This window comes from Pseudomonas wayambapalatensis, from assembly GCF_049942315.1.
In the GTDB taxonomy this organism is placed as follows: Bacteria; Pseudomonadota; Gammaproteobacteria; order Pseudomonadales; family Pseudomonadaceae; genus Aquipseudomonas; species Aquipseudomonas wayambapalatensis.
In genome coordinates this window covers 23137-47556 of sequence record NZ_JBNFMU010000179.1, presented here as the reverse complement: position 1 = coordinate 47556, position 24420 = coordinate 23137, and the positions used below count along the sequence as shown (strand labels likewise).

Genomic DNA, 24420 nt, shown 5'->3' with positions numbered 1-24420 from the left:
GCGTCGACAAGAAAAAATCCGGGAGCGTGGATGAACATCAAGCAAAAATTGACCTGGGCCTTCGCCGTCATTGCGGGCCTGCCCATCGTCTTGGTCGCCACCGTGGTGGTGCTGAACCTGCGAGAAGAAGCGCAGGACGACTTCCTGGATGGCAGCAGCCGGGAAATCCGCCAGGTCGGCAACGCGATGAACATCTTCTTCCAGGGCATTGCGCAGAACGTCGAGTACCTCGCCAGCCAGCCCTTGGTCACGGCCAGCGCCGACAACCTCAAGAAGTACATTGCCGCCGACGCCGCGCAGATTCCCCTGGGCGAGCAGGACAAGGCGCTGTACGACCAGTTCACCCGCCTGGCCCAGAGCCACCCCGACTACGCCTACGTGTCCTACGGTATGAAAGACGGCGGCTATGCGTTCTGGCCCGGTGACCCGAAGATGGCCAGCTACGACCCGCGCACCCGCCCCTGGTTCCAGGCCGCCATGGCCAGCCCCGGCAAGACCCTGCGCACCGCGCCCTACTACTGGGCCGGCGACGACGCCGTGCTGGTCAGTACCGTGCGCACCGTGGCCAACCAGCTCGGTAGCCCGGGCGGGGTGGTCAACATCGACGTCTCGCTCAAGGGGCTGACCGAGATCGTCAAGCAGATCAAGCTGGGTGACAGCGGCTACCTGATCCTGATGGAGAACAACGGCAACGTCATGGTCGACCCGCGTGACGCGAGCCACAACTTCAAGCAGCTGGAGAGTTTCGGTGGCGGCTACGCCGAACTGGCCAAGGCCGGCAAGGGCCTGGCCGAAGTGACCCTCGATGGCGAACGCTACATGGCCAACATCTACCCGGACGAGCGCCTGGGCTGGACCTTCATCGGCCTGATCCGTCAGGACGAAGTGATGCAGACCACCACCCGCCTGACCTGGCTGATCGGCACGCTCGCACTGGTGCTGGCGGCCGTCTTCGCCGTGGCTGGCGCCGCCTTCGCCAAGCTCATCGTACGGCCGATCAACAGCGTCACCAGTGGCCTGGAAGACATCGCCCAGGGCGAGGGCGACCTGACCCGCAACCTCGAGGTACGAGGCAGCGACGAAACCGCGCAACTGGCCAACTGGTTCAACCAGTTCCTGGGGGCGATCCGCAGCCTGATCCAGCACATCGGCGGCGCGGCCGGCAAGATCCTCAGCACCTCGGCCAGTTCCACCCGGGTGTCCGGCGACATGGCCGAAGCCGCTGGCCGTCAGCGCGAGGCGGTGGACATGGTATCCACCGCCTTCCACGAAATGGTCGCCACCGCCAACGAAGTGGCGCGCTCCTGCAGCCAGGCCGCACAGTCGGCCGACAGCGGCCAGCAACAGGCACGCGAGGGGCAGCAGCAGATCGATGCGGCGGTGCAGAGCGTCGACCGCCTGAGCCAGGAGATCGAGCAGTCGGCGCAGTCGATCCAGCAACTGGAGCGTGACAGCAACGCGATCCAGTCGATCCTCGGCACCATCCGCTCGATCGCCGAACAGACCAACCTGCTGGCCCTCAACGCCGCCATCGAAGCGGCTCGCGCCGGTGAGCAGGGCCGTGGCTTTGCCGTGGTAGCCGACGAAGTCCGCGCCCTGGCCAAGCGCACCGCCGACTCCACCGCCGAGATCGACGGGCTGCTGGGCAACCTCGCCAACCGCACCGCCGAGGTGGCCGAACAGATGCATGCCAGCCTTGAAGTGTCGCAGCAGTCTGTCAACCGCATCGGCCTGGCGCGCGACAGCTTCGGGCAGATCCGCGAGTCAGTGGACATCATCCGCGACATGAACACCCAGATCGCCACCGCCGCCGAAGAGCAGCACCAGGTGGCCGAGGACATCAATCGGCATATCAGCCAGATTCACGGCGATGCGCAGTTGGTGGCCGAGCTTGCGCAAGCGGCGCGGCAGGACTCCCAGAGCCTGGAAGGGTTGTCCAACGAGCTGGATGCGTTGGTGCGGCGGTTCAGGACCTGAAGTTCACGCGCCACACTGCAAACCTCGGTGTGGCGCGCCACACTCAGAACGAGTGGCTCAGGCCGAGGTTGATTCCATAACGCTGATCAACATTGCGCCCGCGGGCAGCCTCTACCTCCGTGCTGATTGTCCAGCCTGACAGCACCTCGGACGATACGCCCAATGCCATCTCGGTGCGCCCGCTGCTGAACCTGTTGTCGAGTTCATGACCGTTGAGGCTGACCCTGCGCGTGCCGCCCAGGTTGTCCATCACCGCGATGCGGCCGTGGGTCGACATTTCCAGACCATTGTTCAAGACGATGACGCGCCCCCCCTTGATACCGAGCGTCCCCATGTTCAGGTGTTGGTTGGATGACTCGACCTCAAGCCCATTACTCAAGCTGCTGCGCTGCCCTTGCACGATCGCGGCACTCAGTTGTACAAAAGGCTGCACATACCAACCTTGATCAAGGCTCAAGCGACGACCAGTCTCCAGCGTGAGCCCATACCCCCCCTGACGGCGATTGCCGGACACCTTGCGTCCATCGTGAGCCCGGGCATCGATGGTGCCGTCAAACAGGTTGAGCTTGAGCGCAGCATCGGCGTAGTAACCGGAGTTGTCGCCCCAACCGGCATACAACGCGGAGAAGTAGCTGTTCAGTGTTGCAGATGAGCCGCGCTGCAGGCCAATCGCCGAACGACTGAGCCCCACTGCCGCACCGACCCGCCAAGTATCATCGAGCAAAGTATCAGCGCCCAGGGCAAAGCCACCAACGCGCTGGGTATAGCGGGTGCCGACTGCACTGTCGACATCAAAGCCGGTCGTGCCGGTATGCATCCACAACCCGGCTGAACCACCATTGGTCCGCATTTTTTCGAGGCGTCCGACAACCCATCGGGACTCGACCTGCGACGCGGCTTCAAGCGAACTGTCGAACGCCATCGCCGTCTCACCGGCATTGCTCAGTCTCGCCTTGCCCCGCATGTCGACCTGTGGCCGCAAACTCCACTGGTCGCCTTCGCGGACCAACTCGTGAGCAAAGGCCCCTGCATCGACCGGGCCGGATGCCAGATCGAACGTCGCATCACCACTGCCGATTCCGACCACCGGCCCCTGTGGCTCATGGCCAGAACTTGCCAGGTGCAAGGCAAAGCTGCCGCTGGCATGACTGTCTATCTGCAAGCGGCTATGGTCGAGCCAGAACGTACCCTCTCCTTGCAAGGTGTCGGCTCGCAGAATACTGCCTGACTGCACGACTACCGAACCCTGGCGCAAGTCGAGAGCACCGACCTGAGCATCCGCCATCGTTTCCCACCTGGACTGCGCGCCAATCTGCAACTGCTGGACATTATGTAGCTGGCCTCGTAAGTGCGCCGCATTGTCCAGGGTGATATCAGCACTGGCACCCTGCTCGACGCGGATGTCGCCTTCCAGGCGACTGTTGCTCACGTGAAGCGAGGCCTCGCCGCCCTCGATGACCTCAAGCAGCACGCCGTTGGCGCCTTTGAGTTGGCCTCCGTCGGCGACCCGGATGTCCACCTGTGCGTCACGAACCACTACCGCACTACCCTGCTGCCCCTCGATCAGACTGGCCTGAACAACGACCTGATTGGGCAGATCCTTTTGCCAGAACTCCGGTGTACCGACTTCCAGACCGACGTCCCCCGACACCACGGTCCCTTCATGCAAAGCAAGTGTTCCGCCCTTGAGTACAACACCTGCTCTGTCACCGTGGATGCGCGAACTGCGCGCGTGCAGATCAGCCGAGTCCAACTCCACCCCAGTGGTGGCACCGCGCACACTGCTGCCGCTCAAGATCGCCGTAGACGTCAAAGTGTCATCGCCCAGCGTTCCAAGGGCCATCCCGATGGAGCCTGTGCTGACTACCGTGGCATTGGTCAGGTTGACCGCACCATCCACGATGCTGATCGCAGCCCTGTCGGTCGAACTCACCTTGGCTCCCTCGACGTTGACCTGACCGCCGTCGAATCCAGTGATACGTCCGGTCTCGGCGCCCGGGCGCACGTCAAGACGCGCCCCGCTGCCCAGGTGCCAATCCTCGACAGGGTCTCCAGGGGAGACCAGCGCAAACTCGCCAGGCCCCAAGTCCGCGGCATTGGCAGCCAGACTTGCGCCCAAAGTGAACGTCAGGGTTGCCGCCAGCGGATGGCGCCGCAGTAAAATTAGTGATCCAGTCATGGAAATGCCTCTCAGGATATTGGCTCGAGAGGCGGACGTTACGTTGGAGCAAAAGGAAGATCGGTCAGACAGTTCCGTATTGATCGTGAGAAGCGAGTTGTTCGCATTGACCGTTCGAAATAACGTCGGATAAGACTTGGTCGGTCGTCGTTAGAAACGAAGCTCCCCAGGCGTCGCACCGAACAGTTGCTTGAACGCCGCGATATAGGCCGATGTCGAGTCATACCCGCAGCCTAGTGCTGCATCGGTCACGCTCTCCCCCGCCTCCAGCAACGCCAGCGACGACAACAGCCGCATGCGCTGGCGCCAGTTACGGAAGCTCAGCCCCGTCTCACGCTGGAACAGGCGCATCAGCGTCTTCTCCGAGCACCCCAGTTGCAGCGCCCATTGCTGCAGGGTCTGCGCCTGGTCGGGCGCGGCGATCAACTGATTGCACAGCGCGAGCAACCCGGCATGGCGCGGCAGCGGCAGCGAAAACCCCACCTGCGGCAACGCCTGCAACTGGTCGAGCAAGACGGCTACCAGACGCGCCTCGGCGCTGTCGCCTTCGGGATACGACGCGGGCATCTGGCAGAACTGCTTGATCAGCTCCCGCGCCAGCGGCGTCACTTCGAGTACCCGGCATTCGTCGGCGGCCCAGGTACAGGCATCGCGACGCACGTACAGGCTGCGCATCTCGGCCTGCATCGAAGTCACCACTTCGTGTTCGAGGCCAGCCGGAATCCACACCCCCCACTGCGGTGGCGCGAAGTAGCTGCCATCGCTGGTGTAGACCCCCAGCACACCGCTGATCGCGTAGGAAAACTGCACCCAATCGTGCCGGTGGCGCGTGGTCCAGGAGCCCGCGCCGAGGCTTTCGGCACGGGCGTAGAGTGGCCTGGGCAGTTGCTCGAGGTCGGGGATGGCGCGGGGGGCGGAAATCTGTCCGAGGGTCTGCATGGCACTGTTTTTTGTCTTGGATCGGACAAGGTTAACACCTCAGCGCTCGACGATCGCCGTCACCCCCTGCCCGCTCGCCGCACAGATCGAGATCAGCCCGCGTCCCTTGCCCGCCGTGGCCAGCAGCTTGGCCATGTTGGCCAGGATCCGCCCGCCGGTGGCGGCGAAGGGGTGCCCGGCGGCCAACGAGCTGCCCTTGACGTTGAGTTTGCTGCGATCGATCGTCCCCAATGCCCCCTCCAGCCCCAATGTCTCTCGGCAGTACCGATCGTCCTCCCAGGCCTTCAGCGTGCAGAGCACCTGGGCCGCGAAGGCCTCGTGGATTTCGTAGTAGTCGAAGTCCTGCAGGCTCAGGCCATTGCGCGCCAACAGCCGCGGCACGGCATGAACCGGCGCCATCAGCAGCCCCTCCTGGCCTTTGACGAAGTCCACCGCCGCGGTCTCGCCATCGACCAGATAGGCGAGTACGGGCAAACCGCGCGCCTCGGCCCACGCCTCGCTGCCCAGCAACACCAACGAGGCGCCATCAGTCAGCGGCGTGGAGTTTCCGGCAGTCAGGGTGCCCTGGGCACCTTTGTCGAACACCGGTCTGAGCTTGGCCAACTGCTCTGGGGTGAGGTCCGCACGCAAGTTGTTGTCGCGGGTCAGGCCGAGGTAGGGCGTGAGCAGGTCGTCATGCCAGCCTTCGGTGTAGGACGCGGCCAGATGGCGATGACTGAGCAGTGCCAGTTCATCCTGTTCGGCGCGTCCGATCTGCCAGGTCTGAGCCATGCGTTCGCAGTGCTCGCCCATCGACAGCCCGGTACGTGGCTCGCCATTGCGTGGGAACTCAGGCTTCAGAAAACTCGGACGTACATTCAGGAAGGGCCTCAGGCGCTCGCTCAGGGTCTTGCCCCGGTTCGCCTGCAGCAAGACCCGGCGCAGCCCTTCATTGATGGCGATCGGCGCGTCCGAAGTGGTATCGACGCCACCAGCTATGCCGCTGTCGATCTGCCCGAGGGCGATCTTGTTGGCCACCAGCAGCGCCGCCTCAAGGCCGGTGCCGCAGGCTTGCTGGATGTCGTAGGCGGGTGTTTGCGGCGACAGACGCGAACCCAGCACACATTCGCGGGTCAGGTTCATGTCGCGCGAGTGCTTGAGCACCGCGCCCGCCACCACCTCGCCCAGGCGCTGGCCATGCAGGCGGTAGCGCTCCACCAGGCCTTCCAGGGTGGCGGTGAGCATTGCCTGGTTGCTGGCAGTGGCGTAGGCGCCATTGGAGCGGGCGAAGGGGATACGGTTGCCCCCCAGGATCGCGACCCGTCGAGGTGAGTGCATGCGCTGATTCCTCCTGAAACAATTTGATCCGATTGGATGACGGTCTCAAAGCCCGTCACTTCGGCTAGGTTGGCTACAGCCTAGGCGTTTTTGCCACATTCGAACGACCTTGCCACAAACATGGTCCACACTTGCATGCTTGCCTTAAGGGAGACCCGCACCATGAGCGACCGCTATCTCGGCTTTGCCAACTCCAACCTCGGCCGCCGCCTGGTCGACGCCCTCGGCCTGCCGCGTCCGGCGCCGCTGGAGCGCTGGCAGGCCGGGCGCCTGCGCCCGATCGAAGGCGCACTGGTGCTGGGCGGCGGGCCGCTGGTGCGCAAGGTCGAAGCCATCGCCCCGGCACTCACCGACGAGTGCTACAGCTTTGCTGGCGAAAACCTCGCAGCCCCCGCCTGGGTCGCCGGGCTCGGCCCGAAACTCAAGGCAGTGGTGTTCGATGCCAGTCATCTGTCCGACAGCGATGAGCTTCGGCAGTTGCGCGAATTCTTCCAGCCGCTGCTGCGCAGCTTGGCGCCCTGCGCCCATGTAGTGATCCTCGGACGCCCTCCCGAACAGGTCGAAGCCCCCCAGGCCAGCGTCGCCCAGCGTGCCCTCGAAGGCTTCAGCCGCTCGCTGGCCAAGGAGCTGCGCAACGGCGCAACGGCCCAATTGCTGTATGTCGCTTCCGGCGCGGAGGATCAGCTCGAAGGTGCGCTGCGCTTCTTCCTTTCACCCAAGAGCGCGTTCGTGTCCGGGCAGGTCCTGCGCCTCGAAGCCTGTACAAGCCAGGTACAGGACTGGACTCGGCCCCTGGCCGGCAAGCGTGCGCTGGTCACCGGCGCCGCCCGTGGCATCGGTGCGTCCATCGCCGAGACCCTGGCCCGTGACGGCGCCGAGGTGGTCCTGCTGGACGTGCCGCCGGCACAGAAAGACCTCGATGCCCTTGCCGCACGTATCGGCGGCCAGGCCCTGGCGCTGGATATCTGCGCCAGCGACGCCGCAACCCAATTGCTGGAAGGCCTGCCGGCGGGCATCGACATCGTCGTGCACAATGCCGGTATCACCCGCGACAAGACCCTCGCCAACATGACTCCGGAGTACTGGGACGCGGTCATGGCCGTCAACCTCAAGGCCCCTCAAGTGCTGACCCAGGCCCTGCTCGATGCCGGCCAGTTGCACGACAATGCGCGCATCGTGCTGCTCGCCTCGGTCAGTGGCATCGCCGGTAACCGTGGCCAGGCCAACTACGCCGCGAGCAAGGCCGGCCTGATCGGCTTCGCCCAGGCCTGGGCGCCGAGGCTTGCCGAGCAGGGCGCCAGCATCAATGCCGTGGCCCCCGGTTTCATCGAAACGCACATGACCGCCGCCATGCCCATGGGTCTGCGCGAGGCTGGCCGTCGCCTGAGTTCATTGGGCCAGGGTGGGCGCCCACAAGACGTCGCCGAGGCTGTCGCCTGGCTCGCCCAGCCCGGCAGTGGTGCGGTCAGCGGCCAGTACCTGCGCGTCTGCGGGCAAGCACTGATGGGGGCATGAACATGAACCGGACATGGCAGGACCTGCACACCCCCGAGACCCGCACCAGGCTTTATCTGCGAGCGCTCGGCAAGCGCAAGATCAGTGGCGACCGCCTGCCCACAGGTGGCCTGCGCTGCTTCCTGCGGGTCGACCCAACGAACCTTGCGGCTTATCGTCGCCTGTGCCACTTCAGCGACGAGGGTCGCCTGCCGCCTACCTATCCGCACGTGGTCGCGTTCAACCTGCAATTGCAGCTGCTGACCGCCAGCGACTTTCCCTTCCCGCTACTCGGGCTGGTGCACCTGCACAACGAGATCCAGGTGCTGCGCCCACTGGGCGCCATCGAGGGCCTGCGCTTTGCCGTGCATGCCGACAACCTGCAGGCACATGCAAAGGGTGGCACCTTCGACCTGATCACCGAGGCCCACGACGGGCTGGGGCTGCTCTGGCGCGAAACCAGCCGCATGCTTGTGCGAGGGCTGAAGCTCGAAGGCGAAACGCACGAGAGCAACGATGAGCCGACCAGCGAAGCGCCGGAAGTGACGCGCTGGTACGCCGACAGCGATATCGGGCGACGCTACGCCAAGGTCTGCGGCGACTACAACCCCATCCACCTGAGCGCGGCGAGTGCCCGGCTGTTCGGTTTCCCCAAGGCCATTGCCCATGGCATGTGGAACAAGGCCATGGCGCTGGCGGCGCTGCGCGGGCATCTGCCGGTGGCGGGTTATGGGTTCGCGGTGGATTTCCACAAGCCGGTGCGCCTGCCGTCGGAGGTGGTGCTCGGCGCAAGTGCCGCAGGGCCACAAGGGCAACTCAATCTGACGGGACACGGGGGCCTGCTGCACATGACCGGCAAATGGAGCGCCCTGTAACCGGTCAAGCGCACGCTGAGCCCTCCCCTTGGCCCCCAACAATGGCCTCCAATTCACTTGATTTGCTCCCTGGCGCACCTGAAGCTATGCGCCAGAAGGAGAGCCCTCGATGAACCTGCAAGAACTGACCGATCGCCTGCACCAGATCCGCGACAACAACGACTGGCGCGGCTTCCACAGCCCTAAGAACCTGGCCATGGCCGCCAGCGTCGAGATGGCCGAGCTGGTGGAAATCTTCCAGTGGCTGAGCGAAGACCAGTCACGCCAGCTTGCCCCCGAGCAGCTCGCCCACGCCGGCCAGGAAGTCGGCGATGTGGTGCTCTATCTGTTGCTGCTGTGCAGCGAGCTGGGGCTGGACATGGAAAGCGTGGTGCGGGCCAAGCTCGCCGACAGCGAGAGGCGCTTCGCCCGATGAACGACCGTCATTTCGATGAGCTGGCCAGCCGCTTCGCCGAGAAGATCTACGGCGGGGCCAAAGGCGCGATCCGCCTGGCGGTGTTGCAGGCCGACCTGGCCGAGAGCCTGCCCGACCGCCCCCTGCGCATCCTCGACATTGGCGCAGGCCTGGGCCACATGGCGCTGTGGCTGGCGCAGCGCGGGCACCAGGTGACCCTGGCCGAGCCCGCCGCGCCGATGCTCGACGGCGCCCGCGCGCGCTTCGCCGAGGCCAACCAGCCCGCCACCTTCATCCAGGCCCCCTGGCAGGACCTGCTCGGTCAGCTCACCGAGCCCTTCGATGTGGTGCTGTGCCACGCGGTGCTCGAATGGCTGGCCGAACCGCACAGCATCCTGCCGGTGCTGCACCAACTGACCGCACCAGGTGGCTGGCTGTCGCTGGCGTTCTACAACCGCGACGCGCTGGTCTACCGCAACTTGCTCAAGGGTCACTTCCGCAAGCTGCGCAGCGACCGTCTGGCCGGGGAAAAACAGAGTCTCACCCCGCAAAAACCCCTTGATCCGCGAGAACTGCGAGCGCAACTTGAACCCTTGTGGCAGGTCGAAAGCGAGAGTGGCGTGAGAGTGTTCCACGACTACATGCCCAAGGAGTTCCAGGACAAGGCCGAACTGCTCGACCTGCTGGAAATGGAACTGGCCCACCGCCGGCACCCAAGCTTCGCCGGGCTCGGCCGTTACCTGCACTGGACCTGTCGCCCACGCTGATCTCGCCTGCCGGGAGGAATACATGCCGTACCGTCTGTTGTGCCTGGCCTTGCTCCCCTTCGCCCTGGCGGCGTGCCAGAGCAGCAATCCCTATGTCGCCAGTTCCCGGCCACTGCCACCGGCTCCGCCCCAAGCCGCGACCACATTCGACGCCAGCGCCTACCCGGCCGCGCCACGTGACTATGGCCGCTACCGCAGCTGGAGCTGGCGCAACGGCCAGTTACCCAGCGGCAGCGCCAATGCCGACCCTGCGCAACTGGCCGATGCCATCAGCGGTGCGCTCGACCAGCACGGCCTGCGCCCGGCACGCGGCGCCAGCGGCGACCTGCTGGTCAGCGCCAACCTGCGCCTGGAACGCCGCCTGCGCCAGGTCCGCGATTACGACTACGACCCCTACTATGGCCCTGCCCCCTACGGCGGCATCGGCTATGGCGGCTACCGCAACGGCTATGGTGCCTACGGCAGCGTACCAATCGTGCGCACCTACGAAGTCGAGGTGATGGTGGTGCGCATCGACCTGTTCGATGCCCGCAACGGCCAGCCGGTGTGGAGTGCCAGCGCCGAAAGCGGCAGCGACAAGGGCTCGCCACGGGACCGTGAAAACGCCCTGCGCGAGTCGGTGCGCAAGGCCCTCAGTGGCTACCCTCCCAGTTAACGCGTCAGGAGAATCATCATGTTGCGCCGTCTCGTTCTGCTGTCCTTCGCGTTGCTGGTCGCTGCCTGCTCCAGCAACAACGTCACCCAGGATTTCGATGCCAGCCGCGACTTCGCCGCCTACCGCAGCTGGGCCTGGCAGGAACCGGCGCTGCAATATCGCCCGGACGATCCGCGGATCAAGAGCGACCTCACCGAGCAGCGCATCCGCCAGGCTGTGGCCGACCAGCTCGACCAGCGCGGCCTGCGCCCGGCCCAGGGCACGGCCCGGGCGGATGTCAGGGTGCGTGCCTACCTGATCGTCGAAGACCGCCAGCAACAGATCACCACCAACTACGGCGGTGCCTGGGGCGGCTACTGGGGAGGCTACTGGGGCGGGCCGATGTACAACGAGACCCGCAGCGTCGACTACAAGGTGGCGACCATCCAGGTGGACCTGTTCGATGGCCGGGACGGCAAGCTGGTCTGGCGCGGCAGCGCCGAACAGGTCATGAACAACTACCCGCCGAGCCCGCAGGAGCGCAATGCGGCGATCCAGAAGACGGTGACCCAGGTGATGAGCAACTATCCACCGCACTGAAACTCAACGCCTATCTGTAGGAGCGGCGGTTCGCCGCTGCGACTTGCCCGCGAACACGGGCGTAGCCCGTGCCAAGCAGCGCGGTGTTTTTTTCGCGGGCAAGCCCGCTCCTACAACCGGGCGGCGTGAAGGCTGAGAAAAGGCAAGATGCCATCACCCTGACTACACTCCTGTAATCGCAATCGCGATGCCTGGCCTTCGGCCTGCAAAGGAGTGCCCGTGGTTTGCTCTTCCGCTGCGCGCCAACGCGGCGCGATCGGCCTGATGGCCGTGATCACCCTCGGTATGGCCCTGCTGTTCCTGCTGCTGGCAATCGACAGTGGGCGGCTCTACCTCGAACAACGCAAGCTGCAGCGCATCGCCGACATGGCGGCGCTGGAAACCGCCGGGCAGTTCGCCGTGTGCATCGGCACCGGCCCACAGGCCACTGCGATCGCCCGCACTGCTGCCACCCGCAACGGACACGCCCCTGGCAACCCACTGCAGGCCACTTGCGGCTACGTGCAGACCGGCGCCAACAGCCTGCGCAGCTTCACCCGCGACGACAACCGCAACGAAGCGATCCGGGTCGATGTCAGCAACACCGTCACCACCAGCGTCGCGGCGGGGGTGTATGCCCTGATCCAGGGCAATGGCGTGCCGCTGACCACCACCCTGCAAGCCCACGCTGTCGCTTCAGCGCCGCTGCCGCCGCAGGCAATGCTGAGTATCCGCACCACTCTCGCCACGGTCGATTCGCGTCAGTCGGTGCTGCTCAATGCCCTGCTTGGCGCCCTCGGCGGTGGCGTGCAACTGGACCTTGCCGGTTGGCAAGGCATCGCCGCCACCGACATCAAGCTGCTCAGCTACCTCGACCAATTGGCAGTCGACCTCAATCTCACGGTTGGCGACTACAAGCAGCTGCTCAACGCCAACGCCACCGCCACCCAACTGCTGCAGGCGGCGGTCAAGGTGTTGCAACAAAGCGGCGCGGCGCTGGAGGTGGTGACCAACCTGGGCAAGGTCGCCCTGGGGGCCGGCAACGGCACGCTGGTGCGCCTGGGCGATATCCTCGACATCCAGAACGGCACCGCCCAGGCTGGCCTGGATGCCAGCATCCAGTTGCTGCAACTGGTCCAAGGCGTGATCCAGCTCGCCGCCAGCGAAAGCGCCGCCAACGTCGACCTGCCGCTCAACGTGCTCGGCCTGGTCAACGGACGGGTGCGCCTGAAGGTCATCGAACCGCAGCAGATCTCCTCGGTCGGCGACCCGCGTACCGACGAACTGCGCGTACACACTGCCCAGGTGCGGGCGATGATCTCCCTCGACCTGCCCTTGCTCGATGGCATCTTCGGCCTGGTCAACGCCGTGCTCGACCTCGCCGCACCGCTGACCAACGTGATCAACAACCTGCTCAGCCTGAACCTCGCCGCCACCGTGCAATCAGTGCTCTGCCTGCTCGGCGTGCCCTGTACGGTCAGCGATATCGTCCTGGTGCCCGGCAAGCTGCACCTGGACATCGGCCTGGAAGTCGCCGAAGCCAGCACCCGCCTCAATCCTGCAGCCCCCGATACCTTCAGTTGCTCACCCAAGCGCCTGACCACCCGCAACCAGAGCTCGGCGGTCAAGATCGCGGTGGGCCAGTTCGCTTCCCCGGACGAGTTCTTCACCAACGGCACCACCGCCGTGAAGGCGCTGCCGCTGATCGACATCGGCACCAAGCGCTGTACCAGGTTGTTGATCCTGCCGCTGGGGGACTGCGAGCCGCGCATTCCCTTCGTCGGCGGCGGCATAGGTTTGCGTGTGGACAGCAAGGTGCTGGGCAGCGGCGCCCAGGAGCGCGCACTGACCTTCCAGGCCCCTGCCAGTGTGCCGCCGAACATCGGCCTCAAGCCTGCCTATCTGCCCATGAGAACCGCCAACGACAACGTGGTCGGCAGTCTCAGCGACACCCTGCTGGGCATTCACCTGGAAGCCTACCGACCGACCGCCAACAACAGCGGCCTGGGCCAGGTGCTGGTGCTGGTGGGTGGGGTACTCGATGGCGTCAAGGCGATACTCGAGCCGCTGATCAAAGGCCTGCTCAGCCCGCTGCTCGACCCCTTGCTGAACGTGCTGCTGAAAGTGCTGGGCATCGACCTGGTCAACGCCGAGGTCGGCGCCAACCTCAGTTGCTCGACAGGCCGTGCTCAACTGGCACTGTAGAGCGGCAGCAGTATGCAAAAGCACGCGCCCTCGGGGCCGTTGAGTGCCTCGAGGCTGCCGCCCATGGCCTCGACGATGCCATGGCTCACCGACAGTCCCAGGCCCGTGCCGACACCCGCGGGCTTGGTGGTGAAGAATGGCTCGAAGATGCGTCCGAGCAAGCGCGGATCGATGCCGCCCGCGTTGTCCTCGACCCGCAGGCAGACGCGCCCCTCGACCTGCTGTTGGCTGACCCGGATGGCCGGTGCCAGGGCTTGACGTTCGAGCAACGCGTCGCGGGCATTGATCATCAGGTTGATCAACACCTGCTCGAGCTGGTCCTGATGCCCCTGCACCGCCAACGACGACTCGGGCGACGCGATATGCACGGCCACACCCTTGCCCCGAAGCCCCTCGGCCAGCAACGCGACCGCACCCTCCACCGCGTTCCAGGCCACGAACACCTGACGCTCCGGTTCAGAGCGACGGCCATAGACACGCATGTGCTCCACCAGACGCGCCGCCCGCTCCACCTGGGCCTCGATACGGTGCAGCTTGTCGGTCAGGTAATCGGTGTCCGCTGCGCCGTTCTCCAGGCGCTTCAAGGTATTGGCCACAGCCATGCGCATCACGTTCAGCGGCTGGTTGATCTCGTGCACCAACCCGGTCGCCAGCTCGCCGAGGGTCGCCATCTTCGCCCCCTGCAGCAACTGGCGCTGGCTGCGGCGCACCTCGGTGTTGTCACGCCCTACAGCCTGGATTTCCAGGAGCTGCCCCTGCGCGTCGAACAGGCCGCGGTCAGCCCACACCCACCAGGCGTTTTCCCGCCCCGGCAGCTGCAGGCAGACTTCTGCATTGCTCAATGGGCGCTCCGGGGTCAGCGTTGCCAGACGCTGCAGGAACGCGCTGCGTTGAGCGTCGGACATCCACTGGCCAAGGTTCATGCCGGCAAGCTGCTGCGGCGCACACTCCAGATGGTCGGCCAGCGGACGGTTACCGAACAGCAGTTCGAGGTCGGGACGATAGCGGCAGATCATCGCCGGCGAATCCTCCACCAGCACCCGGTAGCGCTCCTCGCTGTGGCGCACGCGCTCGGCGGCCTCGGTCGCCTCGCTGACATCCAGCCACAGCCCGACCACCTCCACAGGCTGACCGAGGTCGTCGCGCAGCAGACGGGCTTCATCGAGTACCCAGTGATAGCCGCCCGCCTGGTCGCGCAGACGATAGCGACAGCGCGCCTGGCCATCGCGCAGCAGCGTACGCGTGCGCTCCAGCCACAGGCTGCGGTCATCGGGATGCACTGCCAACCCCGGCTGACGGGCCAGCTCGCTGTCGCTGGGCCAGCCCAGCAGCGGCGCCAGGCTGGCACTGAAGAACTCGCTGTGCAGCGCACCCTCGGCATAGCGCTGGATGTAGATCACTGCCGGTGAGCTGGCGATCAGGTTCTCCAGCCGTGCACGGGCGGCGCCCGCCTGCAGCTCCTGGGCCTTGAGCGCGCTGATGTCGAGCAGAAAGCCGCGCACCTGGCGACCCTGCAGTTGCCCCACCCAGTGCAGCCAGCGCGGGCTGATCTGAGGGGCGTGCTCCTGCAGGCGCAGACTGAGGCTCAGGGCACGGCCTTCGAGCAGTTGCTCGAGCGCCAGTTGCGCGGCCTCGCGATCTGCCGGGTGCACCCGCGCCAGCCATTGCTCGACGGTGATTTCACGTGGCAGGTCGACACTGGCCGCCAAGGCTGGGTCCAACTGCAGCGGCCCCTGCAGTGGCCACTCCCACCAACCGGCGCCCAATTGCCGCTGCAGCGCGTCGAGGTGCTGGTCGCTGCGCTGCAACTGGCGCTGCCGAATGCGCGCCAGCAACGGGTCCAGCAACGCCTGCAAGAGCCACTCCTGCGCCTCGTGCACAGGCGGCGTCCCGCTCGCCACACACAGCACGCAGGCCTGGATATCCGGCCCCAGCCGGTAGGGCAGCAGCGAAACCGGCAAACCGCCGCACAAGACTTGCAACTCGGAACGCTCGGACGCATCGAGTTCACCCCGTAGCGCGAACCTCTCAAGCCACGGATGCAGCTGCCCGTCGTCGGCCCAGGGCCAGTCATCGCCACTGTCGGCATGACTGCGCCAGACGCCGGCCTCAAGCAGCATCAGGCGCACCGAATCGACCTGCCAGTGCTCGACCAGGCGCCGCAACTGCTCGCCGGTCACCTGCGCCAGGCGCTCCTCGCCACACTCGCGCACCGCACGGCCGATGTCGCCAGCCAGGCGCTGCAGGCTCAAGCGTTGCGCTTCGTGGTCATGCGCGCGCAACAGGTCGCCGATATCGAACAACTGCAGCAACCAGCCCTCGGCCTGACGCTGCAGCCAACCGCGAGTGTGCAGCGCATGGCCGTGCACGGTACGAAAATCCAGATCCAACGGCTGCCCCTGCCAATCGGCAGGATCGCCTTCGAGTACCAGCCAGCTATGGTGCTGCAAGTAGTCCTGCATCCGTGTGGCGTGGTGGGTCGGCATGGCCAGCAGGGTGCGCAGCGGTCCGGACAGACGCAGCACCTGGCCCCGCTCGTCGAGCCACACTTGCAGGCCAACCGCCAACGGCGCCTCGGCTACCGCTGCCTGGCCCCCCAACCAGCGATCGAACACGCCACTCACAGTTGCAGGCTCGCTTGGGCCTGCAGGCGCTGGGGCAGCCGCGGCACTTCGCCGATCAGCGGCAGCACCAGCACCGGCATGACATTGGTCAGTTTGTTTTTCGGGTAATCGATGGTCACGGTCAGCAGGTTACCGGGCGCCAGTACGATCCGCGCATCGGTGGCGGGCTGAAAGTCCAGTGCAGCGGGCATCCAGCTCAGTTGCTGAGTGATCACCTGGCGCGCCAGGTTCTGCACATCGGTGGCATAGGTGGCGCTGTTCGGGTCCAGCGCCACGCAGCGGCGCACCGCCTCGCTGCTGGCCTGGTTGAACGACTGCAGCATGAGCATCGGCAGGCTGTAGCTGACCAAGCCATAGAACACCGCGAAGAAGATCATGAAGACTGCGACAAACTCGATGGCTGCCGCGCCTTTTTGCCGTACTGCCGGGCTTGCTCGCATGATCACGTCTACCCTGACTAGAAGTCCTGAGTGACAGCATAGAACCCGCTCAACGAATAGGGATGGCCATTTGCCAATGCAAAGCATTGTTCTCCTGATGTGGCTTGCCTTGTGCACCGAACAAGATGTCCGTGAACGACAGATCTCCAACACCTTGACCCTGGGTGTCGCAGCCTGCGCCCTGGTCTGGCTGTTCGCCACCGGGCACAGCTGGATCGGTGCCGATGCCAGCGATGCGGGCTGGGCCTTGGCCATCGTCATGCTGCTGACCCTTCCCGGCTACATGCTCGGCCGCTTCGGCGCCGGTGATGTGAAACTGCTCGGCGCCCTGGCTCTGGCCACCAGCCACCAGTACGTGCTCGGCACCTTCATCGGTGCAGGCGTGACAGTGCTGGTGTGGATGCTTGGCCGACGCCGCCTGTGGACCCTGGCCAACCCCAAGGTGAAGAAGCGCCTGCAGCGCCTGGCCGAACAGGTGGGCGACAAGCAACCGTTCGCACCCTACGTGCTGGCCGGGTTTCTCCTGACCGCCGTCTGGATCCAATGAATGACCAGTGGGTCGATTCCGCGTGTATAGACCTTGTACATAATTGCAAAGTGCGACTACTTTTCTAAACGGCCAGGCTGTCTGGCCAACGGAGCGGGGCCCGTACCAACAGGGAGTTGAACGTGAACAAGTCTGCTAGTGAGGTGAAAGTACTGGTTGTGGACGATCAGCCGTTGATCGTCGAAGAGCTTTGCGAATTTCTCGAAAGTGCGGGCTACCACTGTGTGCCGGCGCACTCCACCGCGCAGGCCATCGAGCGCTACGGCGCGGACGAGTCCATCGGCCTGGTGCTGTGCGACCTGCACATGCCCGAACAGGACGGCATCGCGCTGATGCGCGCACTGAAGAACATCGCCGGGCAGCAGCGGCTGTTCGAGGCGATCATGCTGACCGGCCGCGCCGACAAGCAGGATGTCATCCGCGCCCTGCGCGAAGGATTTTCCGATTACTACCAGAAGCCCATGGACCTGCCAGAGCTGCTCGAAGGCCTGCGCCGCCAGGAAGCAGCGCTGATGGAGCGGCGCCGCAACTTCCGCGAGCTGGGCAGCCTGAACCAGCGCCTGCAGGAGCTGGCCGAATCCATCGACGACCTCTACCACGACCTGGAAAAGGCCCGCGGCCAGGGCACCCATCGCCGGGCCGGTGACGTGGAAGAACTCGAGGGCGAGCTGCCACCGGTGTTCGAAAAGCTCTCGCCGCGCCAACTGGAAGTGGCCAAGCTGGTCAGCAAGGGCAAGACCAACTACCAGATCGCCTGCGAGCTGGGGATCACCGAGAACACGGTGAAACTCTATGTGTCGCAGGTGCTGCGCCTGACCCACATGCACAACCGCACCCAACTGGCCCTGGCCCTGACGCCGCGCTCATCGGCGCTGCACCAGCGGTTCACTACCCACTAGGCCGTTCACAGCTGCAGGCGCGGTGGTCCGCCGCGCCTGCAGGTCTCGCGCTCAGTTGTTCGAAGACGTCACCTTGGTCCAGCGATAGAAGTCCGGGATCACGTACTTGTAGGTGTCCAGCCAGCGTTGCATCGACTGGTCACGCTCCCGGGCCGTCTGCACCTGCAAACGGTTCGACGCCTGCTCACCGCTGGACTGCACTCGCAGCAACGCCTCGGTGGCCGTCTGCGCCTCTGGCTGGCGAGGTGGCTCCTGGGCCATCGCCAATGACACGCCGGCACACCCGGCAAGCACCATCAGATATCTGAACATGACCACCCTCCTCCCGCTCAATTGACCACCGCCTCGGCACCATTGGCCAAGGCAATGGGTCCACGCCCGGTGGATTTCACCTGCCTGGCCCGCGCCTGGGCATCGGCGAACTGCTCGGGGCGCAAGTGCAGGCGGCCGACCAGATCGGTCGCCTGTTGCCAGTTGTCCTGTACCAACGACAGGGTCACCAGGTTGACCGCCGCCAAGGTGTTGTCATCCTTCAGCTCGATGGCCGTGAGAAACTCGAAGCGTGCCTGCTCGTAGCGCCCCAGGTTCATCAGCACCACGCCAAGATCGTTGCGCACGCGCTCGTCAGTGGGCGCCAGGCGCACCGCGCGCTGCAGGTTCTGCAAGGCCTGCGCATCGTCGCCACGCGCCGAGGCGAGCTGGCCCAGCCCATGTTCACCTTCGGCCGCCAGGCAGCCACCCAGCAGGCTGCGGTACAAGGGCTCGGCCTCGCTGCGTCCCAGCAGGCGCGAGACCCTGGCCTTGCGCAGACGCACCTGGTCGAGGGTGTTGGGCAGCTGCTCGAGGTGAGCCAGGCTGGCGTGCGGTCGTCCCTCGTTGAGCATCTCGTCCGCCAGGTTCAACGCCAGTTGCTGGTCGGCATCCGGCTTGCTGCAGCCCGGGCCGCCGAACAATGCCCCCAGCCCCTGCGTCGACTGCCCGGCACAACCGCCCAGCAGCAGCATGCCGGTGAACAACAGGATCTTTTTCATCCTTCTCCTCCTAGACGCCCAAAGCCCGTGCCAACGCAGTAAAACCTGGCCCGGCCAGGACGATGAGCAAGGCCGGGAACAGGAACACCATCATCACCGCCGACATCTTTGCCGACATCTTCGACACCCGCTCCTGCAAGTGCGTGAGGCGTCGATCATCGAGCAGCGCCTTGAGCGCCAGCAGCGACTTCATCCCGCCACTCCCCTGCACCAGCAACTGCTGAAGGATCACGCAGGTGTCGGAGAACTCATCCACTGCCAGCACCTGCGCAGCTTTCTCCAGCTCCGGGCCGAGCGACAGCCCTGAATCCACCCGCTGCAACACCTGACGCAGCTCCTCGCTGATCTCGGGCACCAGTGTCCGCCCTTCCTGGCTGAGCACACGTAACGCCTGCTCCACGGCCAGCCCCGTCTCGAAGAGGATGCGCAGCAGCGGAATCATCAGGCTGACCTCCTGCGCGATACGCTGTTGCCGGCGCGTGGCTGCCAGCGCCAACAGGCGCTTGGGCAACAGGTAGCCGATCACCAGTGCGCACACCGGCAGCACCAGCCAATGCAGGGCATCGACGCCGATGAAGGCATGCTGCAGCAGCAACGCCAGCCCCATGGCCAGCAACGGCAATCCCAGTTGCACGGCGGCGAACAGCGCGCGCTGGCGACTGCGACGCCAGCCAATCCGCTCGAGCAGGCCCTGGGTTTCCCCGTCGAGCGTCTGCAAGCGTTGCCCCAGCGGGCTGCTGCCCAGCCAGTGGAGCATGTCGCCCAGGCGTTCCTCGCGGGCCAGGCGCCCTTGCAGCCGCCGCGCAACCAGGTAGCGCGCACGTAACTGGCGCGAGGCCTGCAGCCCCAGCAACAGGGCGGCGACAAGCAGGCACAGCGCGCAAATCAGCAGGGCCATGTCAAAGACTCCTCATCATGCGCCACAACACCAGGCAGCCGAGCGCCTGCAGGGCAAAGGCCAGGAACAGCAGCCACTGCCCGCTGCTGTCGCGCCACAGGCTCATCAGGTAGTTAGGGTTGACCGTCAGGAAGTAGCCGACCATGAACAGCGGCAAGGCCCCCAGCACCCAGGCGGTGACGCGGGTTTCGCCGGTCATGGCCTTGAGCTGGCGCGCGCCCTGCTCGCGTTCGCGGATCAGCTTGATCAGGTTTTCCATCAGCTCGCTGGCATTGCCGCCGTAGCGCTGGTTGATGCGCAGGCCCAGGGCGAACAGGCGCAACTCGTCCTGGTCGTACAGCTCGGCCAGCTCGCTCAGCGCATCCTCCAATGGCACGCCCATCTGCACATTGCGGCGCACACGGCCCATGGTCGAATGCAACGGTTCGCGCGTGCCGTCGATGCCGCCGAGCACCGCATCGCTCAGGGTCCGACCGGCCTTGAGGCTGCGCACGCTGTAGTCGAGCAGACCCGGCAGTTGCTCGACGAGCTGACGCATGCGCCGGCGGCATCGCCAACTCAAGTACAGATAGCCCGACAGCGGCGCACCGAGCAGCACCATCAGGCCGGCCAGCCAACCGGCCAGCAGCATCGCCAGCAATGCCAGCGCGCCCCACATCAGCAACCAGCGCTGCAAACGCACATCAGCGCTGACCAGGCCGGCCCGCTGCAGCAGCGGGTCGAGCCAGTCGCGCCGGGCGCTGCCCGTTCGAATCGCCTGGTAAGCGCGCCCCAGACGCTGCAGGACGCGCTCCTCGCCGCGCTTGTACAGCCCCAGGCGAAACAGCAGCAGGGCGCACCCCAGCAGCAGCGGTGCCAGCGCCAGCAGCAACGGCCCGATCACGCCACACCGTCCTGGCGCAGCTTGCTGCCTGCCGGGTTCGGCGCCTCGCGCAGGAAGGTCTCACCACCGCGCCGGTCGAGGCGGAACAGGGTGTTGGTCACATACACATCCTCACGTATGCCGACCACCTCCAGCACTTCGCTGACGCAACGCCGACCATCCGGCAAACGCGTCAACTGGATCACCACATCCAGTGCCGCGCAGATCATCTGGCGCAAGGTCTTCTCGGCGATCTGCCGGCCACTGAGGCCGACCAGGGTTTCCAGGCGCAGCAAGGCATCCTGCGCGGTGTTGGCGTGCACGGTGCTCATCGAGCCGTCGTGGCCAGTGTTCATCGCGGTGAGTACATCGAGCACCTCGGCGCCGCGGATCTCGCCAAGGATGATGCGGTCAGGACGCATGCGCAGGGCGTTGCGGATCAGCTCGCTGGGCTTGATCTCGCCATGGCCCTCGGCGTTCGGTGGGCGGGTTTCCAGGCGCACCACGTGGGGGTGATGCAGTTGCAGCTCGGCAACATCCTCGATGGTCACCAGGCGCTCGCGCGGCGCGATCATCTGGCTAAGGATGTTGAGCAGCGTGGTCTTGCCGGTGCCGGTGCCGCCGCTGACCAGGATGTTGCAACGACGGCCCACGGCGCGTTCGAAGAAATCGAAGATGGCTTGATCGATCGCGCGGGTAGCCAGCAGGTCGGCACTCTTGAGCATGTCCTGGCGGAACTTGCGGATCGACAGGCACGGCCCGTCCAGCGCCACTGGCGGGATGATTGCGTTGACCCGGCTGCCATCGGGCAGGCGCGCATCGACCATCGGCGAAGATTCGTCCAGGCGTCGTCCCAGGGGCGCGAGGATACGCTGCATGACCCGCTCGACATGGTGCGCATCGATGAAGCGCAGGTCGGTCTGCTGCAACAACCCGGCCCGCTCGACGAACACCCGGTGCGGGCCGTTGACCAGGATCTCGGTGACGCTGGCATCGCGCAGCAGCACTTCCAGCGGGCCGAAGCCGGTGAGTTCATCGACCAGTTCCTCGGCCAGGCGCTCCATTTCGTAGCGCGACAGCGCCAGACGCAAGCGCCCGACGTAGTCTCCCACCTGTTCGAGGACGAACTGGGTCAAGGCCGGGCGTGCGCCTTCGAGCAGGTTGCGCCCGCTGTCCTCGATGGCATCGATCGCGAAGCGGTGCAGCGCACGCTTGAGGGCATGGGGGTCGCCCGACGCGTGGCGCTGACCGCCAAAGGGCTCATCGCCACTCATTTGCTACCCCACAGCCGACGCAGCCAGGGGAAGCTCGGTGGAGCGAGGTTTTCCGAGCGCCGCGCCAGGCGTTCGCCGAGGGCACGCAGGGCCTGGGTCAGGCCTTCGCGCGGGGCCAGCTCGAACAGGCTCAGGCCCTGGTTCTTAACGTTCAGGCGCACTTCGGGGCAGTCCGGCATCACCTTGAGCAGCGGCAGACCATAGCGTTTGGCGAGCGCCTCGGCATCCGGGGCGACATTGCGCAGGAAGCGGTCCACCAGCAAGCTGGCATGCTCAAGCTTGATGCCGCGGTCGCGCCACAGTTCGAGGACTTCCAGGTTGCGCCGGCAGTCCAGGATGTTCTGGTCGGTGTAGACGATCAGCTTGTCGCAGTGGCTGACGATGGTGCGCAACGCTTCGCTGTCGGCGTGCCCGGTCAGGTTCACGACGATGTGCTGGAAGTGCTGGCGCAAAGCACTGAGCAGCATGTACAGCTCGGCGGCGCTGGTCTGGCGCAGCGGATCATCGTTCTCGGCATAGCTCAGCAGGCGCAGGCCGCCCTTGTCGCGGGTGAAGGCACTGTCGATCAGCGTGGTGTCGAGGCGGCGCAGGTGGCGCAAGGCATCGCCGAAATAAAATGATGCCTCCAGCCCGAGCAGGGCCAGGCTGTCGCCACGTGGCAAGCCCAGGTCGAGCAGCAAGGTCTGCTGGCCGCTTTCCTGCACCACCCGCGCCAGGTGGGTGGTCAGCAGCGCACCATCGGCGCCGCGCTGGGCGCCATAGAGCACGGTCAGGCCACCCAGGCTGGGGTTGCTGGTGACCGTCGGCAGGCGCTTGCCGAGCCTGCGCACCAGCCCGGCCACCTCGCTGGCACGCGAGCCGTAGGCGACGAAATCCCGCGCGCCGGCGCGCATGGCGTGCAACACCAATTGATTGTCCATGCCATCGCCCAACGCGACGATGGCCAGCATCGGCTTGGCCTCCAGCACCCCTTCGATCAGCGCACACTGGCTGACCAACTGCTCGCGGTCGAGGCCGATGAACACCAGGTTGCTGAACGTCACATCCACCAGCGCCAGCAATTCGTCGAGGGTGCCAGCGCTGGCGCCGATCACCTGCCCCTGCGGCGCCAAGGCGTCCTGCAACCATTGCAGGTCGTCTTCGTTGCGGGTGATGGCCAGGTAGGTCTGGTTGAGGCTGTCGTTCATCGTGATAACCCCCCATGGCCTTCGAAGTTGCCGTTTTCCAGGAAGAACAGCTGGCCCCAGCTCGGGTCGTAGGTGCGCAGCGCCTCACCCGGCAACTGCGGCAGGCGCGCATTGGCCGCCAGCGGCTGGACCAGGTGCGGGGTGACGATCATCAGCAGCTCGGTCTCTTCACGCACCAGCGCCGACTGGCGGAAGAACGCGCCGAGGATCGGCAGGTTGCCCAGGCCGGGGAGCTTGTCTACCGAGGAGCGGGTGTTGTTGCTGACCAGGCCGCTGATGATGAAGCTCTCGCCATCGGCCAGGGAAATGCTGGTGTCGGTGCGGCGCACGCTCAGCCCTGGCACCAAGGTGCCGGCGATGTTTACCGCGTTGTTGTAGTCCAGCTCGCTGACCTCGGGAGCAACCTTCAGGGTGATGCGGTCGCGGCTCACCACGGTCGGTGTCAGCGCCAGGCGCACACCGAACTCCTTGTATTCGATCGACACGTTGTCGCTGCCGGAGCTGGGCACCGGGACCGGAATCTCGCCACCGGCCAGGAAACTGGCAGTCAGGCCACTGAGCACGGTGAGGCTGGGACGCGCCAGGGTGTAGGCGAATCCGCTGTTCTCCAAAGCGTTGATCGCCGCCAGGAACTTGCTGCTGCCACCGCCCCAGACGATGTTGAAGACGCCATTGTCCAGCGGGATACCGGGGCGCACATCGGCGTAGGTCACCGAGTTGGGCGTGGTGCCGGTTTGCACACCGGGCACGTAGTCAGGTCGCACGGTGGTGTTCGGCACGGTGCCAGGCGAACCGAACAGGCTGTTGTTAGAGCCTTTGAAGAACAAACGCGCCCCCGCCTCCTTGTACTTGTTGCGGCGCACTTCGACGAAGCGGATATCGGCCTGCACCTGGCTTGGCAACTGCGCATCCTGGGACGGCAGCAGGCTGCCTTCCGTCATGTCGGCACTGGCGCGCCCCTTGACGAACAGCATGGCCCGGTGCGGCGCCGACGCACAGGCGGTCCACAGCATCAACGTGGTATTGCCCGGCCCCACGGCGGTCAACAGCACCGCACGATCGCCGCTGGCCTGCACGTCGGCGACGTTGGGCTCACCCACCGCCACCCGGCTGATCGCCAGCGGCAGGCGCAGTTCCTGCTGCAGGCCCTGGTCCATCTCGATCACCGAGGGCAACTGGCCGAAAGCCTCGCACCCTTTCACCGCCGCCTGGGCGTGGGGCAGCCATGCCGCCAGAAGCAGTGCACAGCACGCATCTCGGAAACTACGCTCGGAACGTCGCATCGCTGCATCCTTGCC

General features: G+C 65.6%; 22 protein-coding genes and 1 pseudogene. 11 read left to right on the top strand and 12 right to left on the bottom strand.

Features of this window, described 5'->3' with window-relative positions; translation table 11 throughout:
- Positions 1-30 precede the first annotated feature (30 nt).
- Positions 31-1119, top strand: a pseudogene (locus ACPZMI_RS12840) (HAMP domain-containing protein); the annotation flags it as partial.
- Between the two features lie 90 nt (positions 1120-1209).
- A complete protein-coding gene (locus ACPZMI_RS12835) occupies positions 1210-1977 on the top strand; it encodes a methyl-accepting chemotaxis protein (RefSeq protein ID WP_370671049.1) in 768 nt (255 codons plus the stop codon).
- A 43-nt stretch (positions 1978-2020) separates the two neighbouring features.
- Here ACPZMI_RS12835 and ACPZMI_RS12830 read toward each other — a convergent pair whose 3' ends face one another.
- The 3 genes from ACPZMI_RS12830 to ACPZMI_RS12820 all read right to left on the bottom strand — a co-directional run bounded on the left by ACPZMI_RS12830 (position 2021) and on the right by ACPZMI_RS12820 (position 6412).
- Positions 2021-4156: an autotransporter outer membrane beta-barrel domain-containing protein gene (locus ACPZMI_RS12830; protein ID WP_426352357.1), complete on the bottom strand. Its 2136-nt coding sequence runs from the start codon at positions 4154-4156 to the stop codon at positions 2021-2023.
- Positions 4157-4306: 150 nt separating this feature from the next.
- Complete coding sequence (locus ACPZMI_RS12825; RefSeq protein WP_153774057.1) at positions 4307-5095, bottom strand: AraC family transcriptional regulator; 789 nt, start codon at positions 5093-5095, stop codon at positions 4307-4309.
- 39 nt (positions 5096-5134) lie between these two features.
- Positions 5135-6412 carry an acetyl-CoA C-acetyltransferase gene (locus tag ACPZMI_RS12820; RefSeq protein ID WP_186708565.1) on the bottom strand — a complete coding sequence of 426 codons (1278 nt, stop codon included), beginning with the start codon at positions 6410-6412 and terminating at the stop codon, positions 5135-5137.
- Between the two features lie 120 nt (positions 6413-6532).
- Here ACPZMI_RS12820 and ACPZMI_RS12815 point away from each other — a divergent pair, with 120 nt between their 5' ends.
- From ACPZMI_RS12815 to ACPZMI_RS12785, 7 genes are all read left to right on the top strand, one after another.
- Positions 6533-7927: a 3-oxoacyl-ACP reductase gene (locus ACPZMI_RS12815; protein ID WP_426352356.1), complete on the top strand. Its 1395-nt coding sequence runs from the start codon at positions 6533-6535 to the stop codon at positions 7925-7927.
- Positions 7928-7929: 2 nt separating this feature from the next.
- On the top strand, positions 7930-8781 hold the full coding sequence (locus tag ACPZMI_RS12810; protein ID WP_411383321.1) for a MaoC family dehydratase: 852 nt from the start codon (positions 7930-7932) through the stop codon (positions 8779-8781).
- A 109-nt stretch (positions 8782-8890) separates the two neighbouring features.
- Positions 8891-9196 carry a MazG-like family protein gene (locus ACPZMI_RS12805; protein ID WP_186666055.1) on the top strand — a complete coding sequence of 102 codons (306 nt, stop codon included), beginning with the start codon at positions 8891-8893 and terminating at the stop codon, positions 9194-9196.
- The gene (locus ACPZMI_RS12800; RefSeq protein ID WP_186666053.1) at positions 9193-9942 is read left to right on the top strand and encodes a methyltransferase domain-containing protein; all 750 of its coding nucleotides are present in this window, start codon (positions 9193-9195) and stop codon (positions 9940-9942) included. Before ACPZMI_RS12805 ends, ACPZMI_RS12800 begins: the two co-directional genes overlap by 4 nt.
- 22 nt (positions 9943-9964) lie before the next feature.
- Positions 9965-10597, top strand: a complete 633-nt coding sequence (locus tag ACPZMI_RS12795; protein ID WP_186666051.1) for a DUF4136 domain-containing protein — start codon at positions 9965-9967, stop codon at positions 10595-10597.
- 18 nt (positions 10598-10615) lie between these two features.
- Positions 10616-11176: a DUF4136 domain-containing protein gene (locus tag ACPZMI_RS12790; protein WP_426352355.1), complete on the top strand. Its 561-nt coding sequence runs from the start codon at positions 10616-10618 to the stop codon at positions 11174-11176.
- A 219-nt stretch (positions 11177-11395) separates the two neighbouring features.
- Complete coding sequence (locus ACPZMI_RS12785; protein ID WP_426352354.1) at positions 11396-13360, top strand: pilus assembly protein TadG-related protein; 1965 nt, start codon at positions 11396-11398, stop codon at positions 13358-13360.
- On the opposite strand, the gene ACPZMI_RS12780 is transcribed toward ACPZMI_RS12785, so the two are convergent.
- Both ACPZMI_RS12780 and ACPZMI_RS12775 read right to left on the bottom strand, forming a co-directional pair.
- Positions 13345-15984 carry an ATP-binding protein gene (locus ACPZMI_RS12780; RefSeq protein WP_426352353.1) on the bottom strand — a complete coding sequence of 880 codons (2640 nt, stop codon included), beginning with the start codon at positions 15982-15984 and terminating at the stop codon, positions 13345-13347. The two genes, ACPZMI_RS12785 and ACPZMI_RS12780, sit on opposite strands and share 16 nt — an antisense overlap.
- The gene (locus ACPZMI_RS12775; RefSeq protein ID WP_186708559.1) at positions 15981-16424 is read right to left on the bottom strand and encodes a TadE/TadG family type IV pilus assembly protein; all 444 of its coding nucleotides are present in this window, start codon (positions 16422-16424) and stop codon (positions 15981-15983) included. The genes ACPZMI_RS12780 and ACPZMI_RS12775 overlap by 4 nt, the downstream gene beginning before the upstream one ends.
- A gap of 76 nt (positions 16425-16500) precedes the next feature.
- Here ACPZMI_RS12775 and ACPZMI_RS12770 point away from each other — a divergent pair, with 76 nt between their 5' ends.
- Positions 16501-16971 carry an A24 family peptidase gene (locus ACPZMI_RS12770; RefSeq protein WP_426352352.1) on the top strand — a complete coding sequence of 157 codons (471 nt, stop codon included), beginning with the start codon at positions 16501-16503 and terminating at the stop codon, positions 16969-16971.
- 122 nt (positions 16972-17093) lie between these two features.
- Entirely contained in the window at positions 17094-17870 is a 777-nt protein-coding gene (locus ACPZMI_RS12765; protein WP_426352351.1) for a response regulator transcription factor, read from the top strand.
- A 51-nt stretch (positions 17871-17921) separates the two neighbouring features.
- Here the strand turns inward: ACPZMI_RS12765 and ACPZMI_RS12760 are convergent, their stop codons facing one another.
- The 7 genes from ACPZMI_RS12760 to ACPZMI_RS12730 are packed head-to-tail and all read right to left on the bottom strand — an operon-like array spanning position 17922 to position 24405.
- Positions 17922-18182 (bottom strand): DUF3613 domain-containing protein, encoded by a 261-nt coding sequence (locus ACPZMI_RS12760; RefSeq protein WP_186666045.1) that lies wholly within the window; start codon positions 18180-18182, stop codon positions 17922-17924.
- A 17-nt stretch (positions 18183-18199) separates the two neighbouring features.
- Positions 18200-18901 carry a tetratricopeptide repeat protein gene (locus ACPZMI_RS12755; protein WP_186721874.1) on the bottom strand — a complete coding sequence of 234 codons (702 nt, stop codon included), beginning with the start codon at positions 18899-18901 and terminating at the stop codon, positions 18200-18202.
- A gap of 10 nt (positions 18902-18911) precedes the next feature.
- Positions 18912-19799 (bottom strand): type II secretion system F family protein, encoded by an 888-nt coding sequence (locus ACPZMI_RS12750; protein ID WP_411383327.1) that lies wholly within the window; start codon positions 19797-19799, stop codon positions 18912-18914.
- Between the two features lies 1 nt (position 19800).
- Complete coding sequence (locus ACPZMI_RS12745) at positions 19801-20682, bottom strand: type II secretion system F family protein (protein ID WP_186708553.1); 882 nt, start codon at positions 20680-20682, stop codon at positions 19801-19803.
- Positions 20679-21935, bottom strand: coding sequence for a TadA family conjugal transfer-associated ATPase (locus tag ACPZMI_RS12740; RefSeq protein WP_411383328.1), 1257 nt, complete (start codon positions 21933-21935; stop codon positions 20679-20681). The genes ACPZMI_RS12745 and ACPZMI_RS12740 overlap by 4 nt, the downstream gene beginning before the upstream one ends.
- Positions 21932-23122: a CpaE/TadZ family protein gene (locus ACPZMI_RS12735; RefSeq protein WP_186666039.1), complete on the bottom strand. Its 1191-nt coding sequence runs from the start codon at positions 23120-23122 to the stop codon at positions 21932-21934. The genes ACPZMI_RS12740 and ACPZMI_RS12735 overlap by 4 nt, the downstream gene beginning before the upstream one ends.
- Entirely contained in the window at positions 23119-24405 is a 1287-nt protein-coding gene (locus tag ACPZMI_RS12730; protein WP_426352350.1) for a type II and III secretion system protein family protein, read from the bottom strand. Before ACPZMI_RS12730 ends, ACPZMI_RS12735 begins: the two co-directional genes overlap by 4 nt.
- Positions 24406-24420: the final 15 nt, after the last annotated feature.